The sequence below is a fragment of the Variovorax sp. GW821-FHT06D12 genome, from assembly GCF_059419205.1.
Map to the genome: position 1 here is coordinate 337,847 of NZ_JBWKRI010000004.1, position 13,299 is coordinate 351,145.

The following is a 13,299-nucleotide window of genomic DNA, read 5'->3' on the forward strand; positions in this document are numbered from 1 at the left end:
AAAAAAGTGTCAGCCAAAAGACTGAATGTCAGGCCTCAGCGCGGCATCCGTTGGCCGTCCACGAACACATGCAACTCGCCCGAGGCGAAGGGCGTCCAGGTCTCGTTGGTGGTCAGCGGCGCCGTCACCACCACGGCCACGCGGTCGGTGGGCGTGGTGTGCTGGGCGAAGTCGATCTCCAGGTCTTCATCGGAGAGCTGCGCCGTCACGAAGGGGTGGCGGCGCTCCACGTACCAGAGGTTGGTGGAGGCATGCGCCCACAGCGCCTGCCCGTTCGACAGCATGAAGTTGAAGGTGCCGTGCGCCGCCAGCTGCGGCGCCAGTTCGCGCAGCGTGAGCGTGAGCTCCTCGACGCTGGGCACGCCCGCGTGCGACTTGGCCAGCTCCTGCATGATCCAGCAGAAGGCGTGCTCGCTGTCGGTGTTGCCCACCGGGTGGAAGTTGCCGTGCAGGCGCGGGCGGAAGTCCTTCAGGTCGCCGTTGTGGGCGAACACCCAGTAGCGGCCCCACAGCTCGCGCACGAAGGGGTGGCAGTTCTGCAGGTTGACCTCGCCCTGCGTTGCCTTGCGGATGTGCGCGATGACGTTGCGGCTTTGAATGGGGTAGCGCCGGATCAGCTCCGCCACCGGCGACTCGCAGGCCGGCTGGTGGTCGACGAAGTGGCGCAGCCCGCGGTCCTCGAAGAACGCGATGCCCCAGCCGTCGGCATGGTGGTCGGTGCGGCCACCGCGCTGCGCGAACCCCGTGAAGCTGAAGGTCACGTCGGTCGGCGTGTTGCAGTTCATCCCTAGCAATTGGCACATGGCTGTGATTAGACCGCGATTCAGGGTTTCGGGGAGGCGGCGGTAGCTGCGGGCAGCCGCAGCCAGCCGAGCACGCGCGCGGTGCCCAGTTGCGTGCGCCCGTCGGCGGTGAGCGCCAGCGGCAGGCGCTCGCGCGAGGTGCCGAAGGGCCCGGGGTTCTGCTGCACGATCTCGACCGCGTCGGCGTCCACGCGCGACACGATCGCCACGTGGCCGTAGGGATTGAACAGCCACGGCGCGAACACGACGATGTCGCCCACCGCAGGCGCACTCGCGCCGCCGTTGCGGTGCTGCACCAGGTTGCGCGCCGTGTTCAGCGCGCCATCGGCCACAGCCGCGTCGAAGAAGGCCTTGGCATGGCCGCGCGCCTCGGGCATGCGGTGCTGGTGACGCTCGTAGTAGTAGCGCTTGACGAACTCCACGCACTGCCAGCGCAGGCCGATGTTGTAGCCGTCGGGCGCCACGCTGCGCCCGTCGACGTGGTTGATGGCGCCGTTGTAGTACACCGGCACGCCCTCGAACTGGTCGATCACTTCGCCGGGCGCGTGCGCCGGGTTGACGTTGAAGCGGCTCGCGCCCCACAGGCCGAGCAGGGCGGCGAGGACGAGTGCAGAGAGAACGACGACGGTGCGGCGGTTGATGAAACGGGGCATGGACGGTGAAGCAGGACGCGCGGCCACGGGCCGGCAGCGACGAGCTTAGTCCATGCCGCCGCCTCAGAGTCCGTGCAACGCCGCCATCTCGCCAATCAATTCACGCTGGAACGCATCGAAGCGCGCCGACGGCTGCTGCAGCCCGAAGAAGTCGCTGAACGGGTCTTCCACCTCGGTGCGGTGGCCCGACAGTTCTTCCACCACCGCCAGTCCGCAGAAGGGCACGCAGGCTTCCGAGTAGCCGCCTTCGTGCACCACCACCACGCGCCCGTCGCAGTGCTTCGCGGCCAGTGCGTTGACCTGCCGCATCATCTGGCGGAACGACTCGGGGTGCAGCTGCATGCGCGCCAGCGGATCGACGCCGTTGGCGTCCAGCCCGCTCGCCACCACGATCAGCTCGGGGCGATAGCGGTCGATCACCGGCGTCACGATGCGCTCGAAGGCATGCATGTAGGCCGCGTGCCCGCCGCCGGGCTGCAGCGGAATGTTGACGTTGAAGCCCAGCCCCGCGCCCGTGCCGCGGTCTTCGGCGCCGCTGTAGCCGGGCGGGAAGCAGTTCTCCTGGTGCAGCGACAGCGTGAGCACGTCGGGGCGGTCGTAGAAGATCTCCTGCGTGCCGTTGCCGTGGTGCACGTCCCAGTCGATCACGGCCACGCGGCCCAGGCCGTGGCGCGCCTTCATGGTCTCGATGGCCACCGCGATGTTGTTGAACAGGCAAAAACCCATGCTGTGCTCGCGCAGGCAGTGGTGGCCCGGCGGGCGCGTGAGTGCAAAAGCGTTGCGGTGGCGGCCCTGCAGCACGCTGTCCATCGCGGCAATGGCCAGGCCACTCGAGAGCTTCGCGATCTCGTAGCTGCCCGGGCCGAAGGGCGCCACCTCGCCCAGGTCGCCGCCGCCGGCGTCGCTGGCGGCCTTGAACTTCTGCAGGTAGCTGGCGGGGTGCACGCGCTGCAGGTCTTCTTCGCTGGCCATCGGCGCGCTCAGCACGTCGAGCTGCGCGCTCAGGCCCGACACGTCCATCAGCGACTTGATGCGGCGCTTGGAGTCGGGCGACTCGGCCATGCCGCTGCCGGCCATGGGCTGCACCCAGCCGCCCACCGGCAGGAACAGGGCATGCAGCCCGCCGGGCACGTGCCAGAAGGTGCGTTCGTCGTGAAAGAAGGCGGTGGTCTTCATGCGGTGCGTCCTTGTGTGGAGGGAGGAAGAGGTGCGGAAAGCGAGGCTTCGTCGCGCGGCGGCGGATGGCGCTGCACGCTCAGGCCGCGCCAGCCCCAGCGTTCGCGCGCCAGGCCCCACAGGCCGCGCGGTGCCAGCAGCATGACCGCAATCGCGATGCAGCCCATCGCAATCAGGTACCAGCCGCCCGACATCGCGAACCAGGTGTTGAACAGCTCGCGCAGCCCGAAGTAGATGACGGTGCCGATCAGCGGCCCCTCGATGGTGCCGATGCCGCCGATGATCACGATGAACATCGCCGTCACCACCCAGTTGATGTCGAAGGCCGAGTCGGGCGAGACGAACATCGTGCCCATGAAGTGCGCCCCGCCGGCCAGCCCGAAGCCCAGCCCTGACAGCACGAAGGCGATGAAGCGGTTTCGCCACACGTTCACGCCGATGCTGGTGGCGGCCAGTTCGTTGTCGCGCACCGCCATCAGACCCAGGCCGAAGGGCGAGCGCATCAGCAGGTACACGCCGGCCACCGCTGCCAGGCCGATGGCGCCCGAGATCCAGAACGCGTTCTGCTGGAAGGTCTCGGCCTCCACCAGCCGCACCGCCTGCAGCGGCACGCCCGACTCGCCGCCGAACAGCGGGAACTTGGCGACCAAGAGCCGCACGATCTCGGCCAGCACCCACATGCCGATCGAGAAGTAGGCATCGCGCAGGCGGAACATCAGCGGCGCCACCACGGCGGCCAGCAGCGCGCCGCCCAGGCCTGCCACCGGCACCATCCAGTAGGGCGAGATGCCCAGCCGGTCGGAGGCCACGAACAGCAGGTAGGCGCCGATGCCGGCAAAGGCCTGGTGGCCCATCGACACCAGCCCGGTGTAGCCGGCCAGCAGGTTCCACATCTGGGCCATGGCCAGCGTGATCAGCACCTCGCTGAGCAGGCGCAGCAGGCCGCCGTCGGCCACGGTGGGCGCGAAGGCGATGGCAAGGGCCGCGGCGGTGAAGCCGATCCAGGGGGCGAGGGACGGATGGCGCATCGAAGTCAGTGATCTCAGGTGCGGGAACCTGCGATGCCGTTGGGGCGCACCATCAGGACCGCGAAGAACAGCAGGTGGGCGTACAGCGCGCCCGCGTTGGAATCGAGCCGCTGGCCCACGAGCTGCGCCACGCCCAGCGCGATGCCGCCGACCAGCGCCCAGCGGAACGAGCCCATGCCGCCGATGATCACGACCTCGAACGCGCCCAGCAGCCGCTCCACGCCCGAGAACGGCGTGAACGAGGTGCGCAGCGCCAGCAGCAGCCCCGCCACCGACGCGAAGGCCAGCGACAGCCCCATCACCACCGCATACACATGGCGCGGGCGCACGCCCATCGTGCGCACGATCTCGCGGTGGTCCGAGGTGGCGCGCACCACGAGGCCGAAGCGCGAGTGCTGCAGCAGCCACTGCAGCGCGCCGAAGGCCAGCACCGCGAGCACCAGCACCAGCACCGGGTACCAGCCGATGCGCAGCCCGCCGATCTCGAAGCCCGCCGTGGCCAGCGCGCCGCCGTCGAGCGCGCGAGGGTCGGCGCCGAACAGCTCGACCATCAGGTTGCGCAGCACCACCGCGATGCCGAAGGTGACCAGCACCGGCGTGAGCGGATCGTCGGTGGCCACCGCGCGGTTCAGCAGCAACCGCTGCAGCAGGTAGCCCATGCCGAAGGCCGCCAGCGCCACCGGCACGATGAAGAAGAGCGGCGACACGCCGGGAAACTGCGTGGCCAGGAAGACCGCGAAGTACGCCGCCAGCACCACGAACTCGCCATGCGCGAGGTTGACCATGCGCATCACGCCGAAGACCAGCGCCAGCCCGAGGCCGAAGAGCGCGTAGAGGCCGCCGAGCAGCACGCCGTTGATGAGGGTTTCGAGCCAGGCCATGGGGAGATGTGTTCAGTGTCCGAAGTAGGCGTTGGCGATCTGCGCGGCGCTGAAGTCCGTGGCGCGGCCGGCCAGCGTGACGCGGCCCTTGAGCAGGCAGTACACGCGCTGCGCGATGCGGCAGGCGCGCGTCACGTCCTGCTCCACCACCAGCAGCGCCGTGCCCTGCGCGCGGATGTCGCCGAAGGCGCGGTAGATCTGCTCGATGACCACGGGTGCCAGGCCCAGCGAGATCTCGTCGCACAGCATCAGGCGCGGGTTGGCCATGAGGGCGCGGCCGATGCTCACCATCTGCTGCTGCCCGCCCGACAGCTGCGTAGCCGGCCGGTGGCGGAACTCCTGCAGGATCGGGAACAGCGCGTACACGGTGGGCAGCGTCCAGTGGCCGGTTCGGCCGCACAGCGCGCCCATGCGCAGGTTCTCTTCGACGGTGAGCGAGGGGAACAGCATCCGTCCCTCGGGCACCAGCGCGATGCCCCGGCGCGCGATGCGCTCGGCCGGCTCGGCCTCGATGGCCTGGCCGTCGAAGCGGATGGCGCCACGGCTGCGCGAGCCCAGCCCGGCAATGGCGCGGATCAGCGTCGACTTGCCCGCGCCGTTGGCGCCGATGAGTGCGGTGGCTTCGCCTTCCGCCACGTCGAGCGAGAGGTCGAACAGCGCCTGCAGGTCGCCGTAGTGGCTGCACAGCTCGCGCACTTCAAGCAGCGGCATGGGTGTGCTCCTCTTGCGCGTCTTCGTCGCCCACGCCCATGTAGACCTCGCGCACCTCACGGCTGGCCATGGCGGCGGCGGGTGTGTCTTCCAGCAGCTTGCGGCCGAAGTTCAGCACCATGATGCGGTCGGCCACGGCCATCAATGCTTGCGCGATGTGCTCGATCCAGATCATCGCCACGTCCTGCTTCAGTTCAAGCACCAGCGCCACCAGCACCTGCACCTCGGCCTCGGTGAGGCCGCCGGCGATCTCGTCGAGCAGCAGCAGGTGCGGCCGCGCCGCCAGGCCCTTGGCCAGCTCGAGCCGCTTGCGGTCCAGCAGCGGCAGGCGGCCGGCCGGCACGTCGGCGCGGTCGGCCAGCCCGGTGCGCTCCAGCACGGCCCAGGCCTGGCGCGCGGCCTGCGCGCGCGGCAGCCGCGCGGCGAAGGTGGCGGCGGCCAGTGCGTTCTCGTAGGCGCTCAGGTGCGCGAAGGGCTGCGGGATCTGGAAGGCGCGCGCCACGCCCAGCCGCGCCCGCGCATCGGCGCGCAGCCCGACCAGCTCGCGGCCTTCGAGCCGGATGCTGCCGGCATCGGGCACGGCCACGCCGGTGATCAGGTTGAACAGCGAGCTCTTGCCCGCGCCGTTCGGCCCGACCACGCCCAGGCACTCGCCGCGCGCGAGCGAGAGCGCCACCTGGTCGGCCACGACGATCTCGCCGTAGCGCTTGCACAGGCCGTCGATGACGAGGCAATCGCTCATGCAGCCTTGAGCTGCGACAGCAGCTTGAGCTCGTCTTCCACCGGAATCTGCTTCGCGGTGCTGTTGTGCGTGATGACCAGTTCGTACGGGAACTTGCTGCCCGCCTTGGTCTTGCGCCACTGGCCCGCCACCATCGGCGTGACGGCCACGCTCTTGATCGGGCTGCCCTTGAAGTCGATGCGCCCCACCACCGAATCGAGCTGCAGGTTGGCCAGCGCGTCGCGCACGGCCTTCTTGTCCTTCGGGTTCGTGGCGTTCTTCAGCGCGGCGATGCCGACCTCGAACAGCGCGTGGCCGTAGCCGATGGGCTGCGTCCACTGCTTGCCGGTGGTGGCCTCCCAGTCGGCCGCGAGCGCCTTGGCGCTCTGGCCCGTCAGCGACGACTTGAACGGGAAGTTGGGCGTCCACCAGACCTCGGTCGACATGCCGTTGCCCGCGGCGCCCAGCGACTCCACTGCGCTGGGGAACAGGAACGACGCGGCCATCGTCACCACCTCGGGCCGGTAGCCCGCCTGCTGCGCCTGCTTCCAGAAGGTGGCGAAGTGGTTGGCGTAGGCAAAGCCCGAGACGATGTTCGCGCGCGCCGCCTTGAAGCTCGACACCTGGTTGCTGAAGTCGTCGGTCGCGATCTTGAAGAAGCCGCCGTTGGTCTCCTTGTAGCCGCGCTGCTTGGCGCCGCCCGGGATGCCCGTGGCCGGATCGGCGAAGGCGTGGCCCGGGCCGTTGTCGATGTACAGCGTGCCCAGCGTGCGCTCCACCTTCAGCGGCTCCCACATGCCGAAGAAGTTCTTCAGCACGTCGTCGGCGCCCCAGAAGAAATGGAACGAGAACGGAAAACCTTTTTGCGGCGTGGAGCCGCGCCCGAAGGTGATGGCCTGCCACGGGCCCATGGTCGACACCATCGGCACGCCGTTGACGTCGCACAGCTGGCCGGCGGCCAGTGCGGCGTCGCTGTCCTGCACCAGCAGCAGGTCGACCTTCTCGCGCAGCAGCAGTTCGCTGGACATGGTGGCGCCGCGGTTGGCGTCGGACTGCGTGTCGCGCACCACGATCTCCACCTTGTAGGTCGTGCCGCCGATGGTCAGGCCGTCCTTCAGCGCGGCGCGCACGCGCTCCAGGCTCCAGGGGTCGGCCTCGCCGAAGTTGGCGCGAACGCCCGACAGCGTGGTGAGGTAGCCGATCTTGATGGTCTTCGATTGCGCATGCGCCAGCGCGGGCACGCCGGCCAGCGCGGCCGCGCCGCCGCCGATGACGAGTTGGCGGCGCGTGAGGGCGCCGGAGGCTGCACGGAAAAGGTCGGAGGAGAGAGCGGCGGGCGTGTCGGCGGACATGGAGGTTCTCCTTGGCGGATGAAGGATGGACAGGTCCGCATCCTCTCTCTGCGCGCCGCCGCGGCGTTATCGAAAACTGGCAAAACGCGGGCCCGTGCCCGCGGATGTCATTCGGGCCGCAGGTTCACCGACTTGGCGATGGCGCGGTAGCGCTCCATGTCGGCCTGGTAGCCGCGGCGCAGCTCGGCCAGCGTCTGTTCGGGCGCCACCTTGCTGCCGCCGAGTTCCAGCGCACGGCGCAGCTCGGGCTTGAGCATCATCTGGTTGAAGGCCGTGTGCAGCCGCTGCTGCGCTTCCTCGGGCACGCGGTGCGACACCTGGATGCCCGCCCACAGGCTGTAGACGAAGTCGTCCAGCCCCTTGCTGTTGCGGATCAGCGGAATGGCCGTGAAGCGTTCGTGCGGCGCCGAGGCCGCGATGCCCAGCGCCTTGACCTTGCCGGCGTCCAGCAGGTCGGGCACGTTGCCGGCCAGCGGCGCAAACACCAGGTCGATCTGCCCGCCCAGCAGGTCGTTCACCAGCGGCGCGAAGCCCTTGTAGGGCACATGCAGCATCTTGGTGCCCGTCTGCTGCATGAAGCGCTCGCCCAGCAGGTGGTAGAGCGAGCCGGGGCCGATGCTGCCGTAGCTCAGCTCTTTCGTGTCGGGCCGGCGCAAGAGCGCGATGAGTTCGTCGACGCTGCCCGCGCCCAGGTCCCTGCGCGCCAGCAGCACCATCGAGGTGACGGCCATCACGCCGATGGGACGGAAGTCTTCGGCCTTGTAGCGCGCGCTGCTGAGCGTGAGCGGCGTGAGCATCAGCTCCATCGGCGAACCCACGAGCAGGGCCGTGCCGTCGGCCGGCGCGTTGGCCGCCTTCATCACGCCGAGCGAGCCGCTGGCGCCGGGCACGTTGTCGACGATCGCCGGCTGGCCCAGCAGCCGCGACAGCTCGGGCGCGGCCAGGCGCGCGTTGATGTCGGAGCCGCCGCCTGCGGGGTAGGGCACGATCAGGTTCAGGGTCTTGCCCCCCAGGCCCTGCGCCAGGGCGGGCAGGGCGATGGGGGACAGGCCGGCGGCCAGGCCGGCAGCAATCAGCGAACGTCTGCGCATGGGTTCTCTCCTCGGGTTGTGTGAGATGTGTCGGAGTACGGGAAACAGGGGGGCTTGTTGCTGCTACGGCTGCAGCAGTGGCGACTGCACGTTCGCGAAGGGCACGGCCTGGTGCCAGCCGTGCGCCATGCGCAGCACGTCGAGGTCCGCGCCGGGGCGGCCGATGAGTTGCAGGCCCATCGGCAGGCCGCGCGTGCCCTCGGCTTGCGAGAAGCCGGCCGGGATCGCCATCGCGGGCAGGCCGGCGAGCGAAGGGCCGATGGTCACTTCCATCCAGCGGTGGTAGGTGTCCATGGCGCGGCCGCCGACTTCGCGCGGCCAGTGCGTGTCGACCGGCAGCGGGAACACCTGCGCGGCCGGCAGCACCAGGAAGTCGAAGCGTTCGAAGAGCTGCAGCAGCGCTGCATGCCACTGCGTGCGCGTGACGGCCGCCTCATGCAGCGCGGCGGCACTCAGGCGCTCGCCCTGCTCGATCTCCCAGCAGGCCTCGGGCTTGAGCTGCGCGCGCGTGGCCGGGTCGGCATGCAGCCCGCGCAGCGCACCGGCGACGATGAAGCCGCGCAGGCGCAGCCAGGCGGTCCACAGGGCGTTGAAATCGAAGGCGGGCACGGCGGGCGCAACGCTGCAGCCCAGCGTGTCGAAATGCCGCAGCGCCGATTCGCACAGCGCCATCACGCCCGGGTCCATCGGCAGGTGACCGCCGAGGTCGCCGAGCCACGCGATGCGCTGGCCGCGCAGTTCCGCATCGAGCGGTTGCGCGAAGGCCTCGCCGTCGCCCGCCAGGCTCAGCGGAGAGCGCGCGTCGTAACCGGCCTGCACCGAGAGCAGCCAGGCCACGTCCTCGGGCGTGCGGCCCATCGGCCCTTCGCAGCCCAACTGCTGGAAGAACAGCTCCGGCCCCGGCCCGGTGGGCACGCGGCCCAGCGAGGGGCGCAGGCCGTAGACATGGTTCCAGGCCGCGGGGTTGCGCAGCGAACCCATCATGTCGCTGCCGTCGGCCACCGGCAGCATGTGCAGCGCGAGCGCCACCGCGGCGCCGCCACTGCTGCCGCCGGCCGCGTGGTCGAGGTTCCATGCGTTGCGCGTGGTGCCGAACACCGTGTTGTAGGTGTGTGAGCCCAGGCCGAACTCGGGCGTGTTGCTGCGCCCCACGAAGAGCGCGCCCGCGCGGCGCAGGCGCTCGACCATGATCGCGTCGTGCGGCGTGACCTGTTTGGCGAACACCGGGCTGCCCATGGTGGTGGGCAGGCCGGCGGTGGCGACGAAGTCCTTCGGCGCCATCGGGAAGCCGTGCAGCCGGCCCACCGCGTCGCCACGCGCGCGCTGTGCATCGCAGGCATCGGCCTGGCGCAGCATCTCTTCGGGTGCTTGCAGCGACACGAGCGCGTTGACCTGCGGGTTGAGGCGCTCGATGCGCGCGAGGCAGGTCTGCATCAGCTCGCGGCACGAGAGCTCGCGGCGTTGCAGGGCGGCGGCGAGCGAACGGGCGCTGGGAAGGGGTGGCAGCGTGGCGGACATATGGCGGTCAACGATAGCGACCGCCTCCGCAAGCAGGTATCAAAAAACGGCAAAACTGGCGCCCCGAAAACCGAGGGATTCCCCTCGGCCCGTGCACCGGATCAGTGCCTCGTGAGCGCTGCGCCGCGCAGCGTCTGCGAGGGCAGCTCGCCGAACTGGCGCCGGTAGTCCGTCGCGAACTGACTCAGGTGCCAGAAGCCCCAGTGCGCCGCGATGTCCTGCACCGAACGCGACTCGGGCCGCTTGAGTGCGCGGCGCACGCCGTTCAGGCGCAGCGCCCGCAGGTAGCGCGCGGGGCTCAGGCCCAGCGTTTCCTGGAAGCAGTAGTTCAGCTTGCGCTGGCTCGCGCCGATGCGGCTGCACACCTGCAGCATCGACAGCGGCTCGTCGGGCCGCGACATCATCAGCTCGCAGGCGCGGCGCACCACGCGGCGGTGCGCCTCGGTGGAGCGCAGCTCGCGCAGGTCGACGTCTTCGGGCAGCGCGTTGAGCCAGGCCAGCAGCACGTCATCGCGCAACTGTTCCGTGGCAACGGGGTCGTCGAGCAGGCCGGGCATCGCGTCGAGCGCACCGAAGGCGCCGCGCAAGGTGCCGCGCAGCGACTGCATGGTGGGGTCGTCGAAGTGCAGCACCACGCGCCGTTCGAGCCAGGCCGGCGGCGCGCGGTCATTCAGGCGTTCGGTGAGCGACTGCAGCAGCGCGTTGTCGACCACGATGCCCGTCAGCTCGAAGCCCGGCGGGCTGCACAGATCGAGCTCGTCGCAACGCCCGACCATCACCGATTCGGTGTCCAGCCGCTGGCCCGAGAAGCGCGCCTCGCCGTCCTGCCGGCAGGTGAGGGCGAAGCCGCAGCAGTCGGGGTTCATCTCGCCGTGCTGGCGCAGCGCGCGGTTGGTGGTCTCGCGCACCAGCCGCAGGCCGGGCAGTTGCACGTGGTCGAGAAAGCCGGCGAAGCTGCCGCCCGAGAGCATGTCGCACGCCAGGTGCCAGCCGTTCTGGCCGCTGGCGTAGGCGTCGATGTCGTGCGTGGACAGGGTCCAGCGCGTCGCGACGGTGGGGGCGGAGGCAGGAAGAACGGAGGCGGTCTGGCTGGTCATGGCGGTCCGGCGAAGCGGTGGCAGGGGTGCGAAGACCCGTGCCGGAAGCAATCTCCAGACCAGATTGTTTCGTTGACAACGATCTTAAAGTGACAGGGCAAACCCCTAAGCCACCCGACCGCGCCCTATTCGAGCTCGCCGCTGGGCTCGAAGCCGGTGGTGCTGTCGAACAGCTTCTGCACGATGGTCTGCAGCACCTGGCGCTCGTCCGCCGTGAGCTGCGAAAACAGGCGCTGCGCGGTGTCGTGCGCCAGCGGCACCATGTCGCGGTACAGGGCCAGGCCTTCTTCCTCGAGCGACACGATGACCTTGCGGCGGTCGTCGGCCGAGGGGTGCATGTTGGCCAGGCCCAGGTCCACCAGCCGGTGCTGCGCGCGGCTCACGCGGGCCTTGTCCATGCTCGTCTTCTGTGCGATTTCGAGTGCCGACAGTGCACCGTACTTGCCCAGCACCACGACGATGCGCCACTCCGGAATCTGCAGCGAGAAGCGGCTCGCGATCGACTGGCCCACCGTCTGGCTCACGCGGTTGGCGACCACCGAGAGCTGGAAGGGCAGGAAGGTCTCGAGGTCGAAGGCCGGGGCGCTCGCGGCATTGCTGCGTGCCTTGGGAAGGGCCTTGGCGCTCGGTCGGGAAGGGGTGCGTGAACGGGGCACGGTGAGGTCGTGGCGTGGAGGCGTCGTGAAAGAAGATCGGCGCGGACAGTATAGGAAGGCCTTTGCACGCGACGCACAAGGCTGCGCGAGGTTTGCCAGTTTTCGATAACGCGGCAAGGGGCTCGCTCCCTATCGTGCAGGGCATGGACTACCCTGAACTCGCACTGCACATCGCCGGCCAATGGCGCACGCAGACCGCCGGCGGCCGCCGCGCGGTCGTCAACCCTGCCACTGAAGAAACGATCGCGCAGCTGCCGCTGGCCGGCCGCGACGAACTCGCCGAAGCGGCCGCGTCCGCGCGCCGCGGCTTCGTGCAGTGGCGCGGCAAGAGCGCACTCGAACGCTGCAACATCCTGCGTGCTGCCGCGCAGAACATCCGCGAACAGGCGAAGACCATCGCGCAGGTGCTCACGCTCGAGCAAGGCAAGCCGCTGGCCGAGTCGCTGCGCGAGGTCACGCTGTCGGCCGACATCATCGACTTCCAAGCCGAAGAGGCCAAGCGCCTGTACGGGCGCCTCGTGCCACCGCGCGTCGAGGGCATCCTCTCGCAGTCGGTGATGCGCCAGCCGGTGGGGCCGGTGGCGGCCTTCACGCCGTGGAACTTTCCGGCCAACCTGCCGGCGCGCAAGCTCGCGAGCGCGCTGGCCGCGGGCTGCAGCGTGGTCATCAAGCCGGCGGAAGAAACGCCGGGCACCTGCATGCTGCTGGTGCGCGCCTTTCTCGACGCCGGCGTGCCGCCCGATGCACTGAACATGGTGTGCGGCGATCCGGCCGAGGTGTCGTCCTTCCTCATCGACCATCCGGCGATCGCCAAGGTGTCGTTCACCGGTTCGGTGGCCGTGGGCAAGCTGCTGGGCGAGCAGGCGGCGCGGCATGTGAAGCGCTTCACCGGCGAACTCGGCGGCCACGCGCCGGTGATCGTCTGCGACGACGCCGACTTTCCGTTCGCGCTCAAGCAGTCGCTGGCCGCCAAGTTCCGCAACGCGGGCCAGGTGTGCGCGTCGCCGATCCGCTTCTACGTGCCGCGCGCCCGCTTCGGCGAATGGAGCGAGGCCTTCGTGCAGGCCGCGCGCGCACTGCGCCTGGGCGACGGCACCGACCCCGCCACGCAGATGGGCCCGCTCGCGCACGCACGCCGCATCGAGGACATGCAGCGCTTCGTCGACGACGCCGTGGAGCGCGGCGCGCAGCTGCTGTGCGGCGGCCACCGCGTGCAGCGCCCCGGCTTCTTCTTCGAGCCCACCGTGATCGCGAACGCACCCGCCGACAGCCGCGTGATGCGCCAGGAGCCCTTCGGCCCCATCGCTGTGCTGCAACCGTACGACACGCTGGACGAAGCCATCGCGCAGGCCAACGCCTTGCCCTACGGCCTGGGCGCCTACGCCTTCACGCGCGACCTGCACACCGCGCACCGCCTGGGCGACGCGCTCGAGGCCGGCATGGTCGGCATCAACCACTTCGGCGTCTCGCAGCCCGAGATGCCCTTCGGCGGCTGGAAGGAAAGCGGCATCGGCCAGGAGATGGGCGCCGAAGGCCTGCTGCACTACACCGAGGTCAAGACCCTCACCGTCGGCGTGCCGTCCTGAGCATGAGCACACATCGAACACTTCCG

13 protein-coding genes are annotated in these 13,299 nt (G+C 69.8%); 1 reads left to right on the forward strand and 12 read right to left on the reverse strand.

Annotation, left to right across the window (positions count from 1 at the left end):
- Nucleotides 1-35: 35 nt before the first annotated feature.
- The 12 genes from AC07SQ_RS15225 to AC07SQ_RS15280 all read right to left on the reverse strand — a co-directional run bounded on the left by AC07SQ_RS15225 (nucleotide 36) and on the right by AC07SQ_RS15280 (nucleotide 11,687).
- The gene (locus AC07SQ_RS15225) at nucleotides 36-803 is read right to left on the reverse strand and encodes a class II glutamine amidotransferase (RefSeq protein ID WP_062477710.1); all 768 of its coding nucleotides are present in this window, start codon (nucleotides 801-803) and stop codon (nucleotides 36-38) included.
- A 20-nt stretch (nucleotides 804-823) separates the two neighbouring features.
- Entirely contained in the window at nucleotides 824-1,456 is a 633-nt protein-coding gene (locus AC07SQ_RS15230; protein ID WP_495273097.1) for a CHAP domain-containing protein, read from the reverse strand.
- 63 nt (nucleotides 1,457-1,519) lie between these two features.
- Complete coding sequence (locus AC07SQ_RS15235) at nucleotides 1,520-2,632, reverse strand: class II histone deacetylase (RefSeq protein WP_495273098.1); 1,113 nt, start codon at nucleotides 2,630-2,632, stop codon at nucleotides 1,520-1,522.
- Entirely contained in the window at nucleotides 2,629-3,660 is a 1,032-nt protein-coding gene (locus AC07SQ_RS15240; protein ID WP_495273099.1) for a branched-chain amino acid ABC transporter permease, read from the reverse strand. The genes AC07SQ_RS15235 and AC07SQ_RS15240 overlap by 4 nt, the downstream gene beginning before the upstream one ends.
- Nucleotides 3,661-3,674: 14 nt before the next feature.
- Nucleotides 3,675-4,541 (reverse strand): branched-chain amino acid ABC transporter permease, encoded by an 867-nt coding sequence (locus tag AC07SQ_RS15245; protein WP_495273100.1) that lies wholly within the window; start codon nucleotides 4,539-4,541, stop codon nucleotides 3,675-3,677.
- Between the two features lie 12 nt (nucleotides 4,542-4,553).
- Entirely contained in the window at nucleotides 4,554-5,252 is a 699-nt protein-coding gene (locus AC07SQ_RS15250; RefSeq protein WP_495262696.1) for an ABC transporter ATP-binding protein, read from the reverse strand.
- Nucleotides 5,239-5,994, reverse strand: coding sequence for an ABC transporter ATP-binding protein (locus tag AC07SQ_RS15255; RefSeq protein ID WP_495273101.1), 756 nt, complete (start codon nucleotides 5,992-5,994; stop codon nucleotides 5,239-5,241). The genes AC07SQ_RS15250 and AC07SQ_RS15255 overlap by 14 nt, the downstream gene beginning before the upstream one ends.
- Nucleotides 5,991-7,325, reverse strand: coding sequence for an ABC transporter substrate-binding protein (locus AC07SQ_RS15260; RefSeq protein WP_095949726.1), 1,335 nt, complete (start codon nucleotides 7,323-7,325; stop codon nucleotides 5,991-5,993). The genes AC07SQ_RS15255 and AC07SQ_RS15260 overlap by 4 nt, the downstream gene beginning before the upstream one ends.
- 107 nt (nucleotides 7,326-7,432) lie before the next feature.
- Nucleotides 7,433-8,416, reverse strand: a complete 984-nt coding sequence (locus AC07SQ_RS15265) for a Bug family tripartite tricarboxylate transporter substrate binding protein (protein WP_495273102.1) — start codon at nucleotides 8,414-8,416, stop codon at nucleotides 7,433-7,435.
- A gap of 63 nt (nucleotides 8,417-8,479) precedes the next feature.
- On the reverse strand, nucleotides 8,480-9,934 hold the full coding sequence (locus tag AC07SQ_RS15270) for an amidase (protein WP_495273103.1): 1,455 nt from the start codon (nucleotides 9,932-9,934) through the stop codon (nucleotides 8,480-8,482).
- Nucleotides 9,935-10,035: 101 nt separating this feature from the next.
- On the reverse strand, nucleotides 10,036-11,031 hold the full coding sequence (locus AC07SQ_RS15275) for a helix-turn-helix domain-containing protein (RefSeq protein WP_495273104.1): 996 nt from the start codon (nucleotides 11,029-11,031) through the stop codon (nucleotides 10,036-10,038).
- 125 nt (nucleotides 11,032-11,156) lie between these two features.
- Nucleotides 11,157-11,687, reverse strand: coding sequence for a MarR family winged helix-turn-helix transcriptional regulator (locus tag AC07SQ_RS15280; RefSeq protein WP_495273105.1), 531 nt, complete (start codon nucleotides 11,685-11,687; stop codon nucleotides 11,157-11,159).
- Between the two features lie 143 nt (nucleotides 11,688-11,830).
- On the opposite strand from AC07SQ_RS15280, the gene AC07SQ_RS15285 reads away from it, so the two are divergent.
- On the forward strand, nucleotides 11,831-13,273 hold the full coding sequence (locus AC07SQ_RS15285; protein WP_495273106.1) for an NAD-dependent succinate-semialdehyde dehydrogenase: 1,443 nt from the start codon (nucleotides 11,831-11,833) through the stop codon (nucleotides 13,271-13,273).
- Nucleotides 13,274-13,299 lie beyond the last annotated feature (26 nt).

Coding starts and splice junctions, on each gene's coding strand:
- AC07SQ_RS15255 (WP_495273101.1), bottom strand. CDS start 5,994: ATGAGCGATTGCCTCGTCATCGACGGCCTGTGCAAGCGCTACGGCGAG.
- AC07SQ_RS15230 (WP_495273097.1), bottom strand. CDS start 1,456: ATGCCCCGTTTCATCAACCGCCGCACCGTCGTCGTTCTCTCTGCACTC.
- AC07SQ_RS15225 (WP_062477710.1), bottom strand. CDS start 803: ATGTGCCAATTGCTAGGGATGAACTGCAACACGCCGACCGACGTGACC.
- AC07SQ_RS15235 (WP_495273098.1), bottom strand. CDS start 2,632: ATGAAGACCACCGCCTTCTTTCACGACGAACGCACCTTCTGGCACGTG.
- AC07SQ_RS15245 (WP_495273100.1), bottom strand. CDS start 4,541: ATGGCCTGGCTCGAAACCCTCATCAACGGCGTGCTGCTCGGCGGCCTC.
- AC07SQ_RS15270 (WP_495273103.1), bottom strand. CDS start 9,934: ATGTCCGCCACGCTGCCACCCCTTCCCAGCGCCCGTTCGCTCGCCGCC.
- AC07SQ_RS15250 (WP_495262696.1), bottom strand. CDS start 5,252: ATGCCGCTGCTTGAAGTGCGCGAGCTGTGCAGCCACTACGGCGACCTG.
- AC07SQ_RS15260 (WP_095949726.1), bottom strand. CDS start 7,325: ATGTCCGCCGACACGCCCGCCGCTCTCTCCTCCGACCTTTTCCGTGCA.
- AC07SQ_RS15275 (WP_495273104.1), bottom strand. CDS start 11,031: ATGACCAGCCAGACCGCCTCCGTTCTTCCTGCCTCCGCCCCCACCGTC.
- AC07SQ_RS15285 (WP_495273106.1), top strand. CDS start 11,831: ATGGACTACCCTGAACTCGCACTGCACATCGCCGGCCAATGGCGCACG.
- AC07SQ_RS15265 (WP_495273102.1), bottom strand. CDS start 8,416: ATGCGCAGACGTTCGCTGATTGCTGCCGGCCTGGCCGCCGGCCTGTCC.
- AC07SQ_RS15240 (WP_495273099.1), bottom strand. CDS start 3,660: ATGCGCCATCCGTCCCTCGCCCCCTGGATCGGCTTCACCGCCGCGGCC.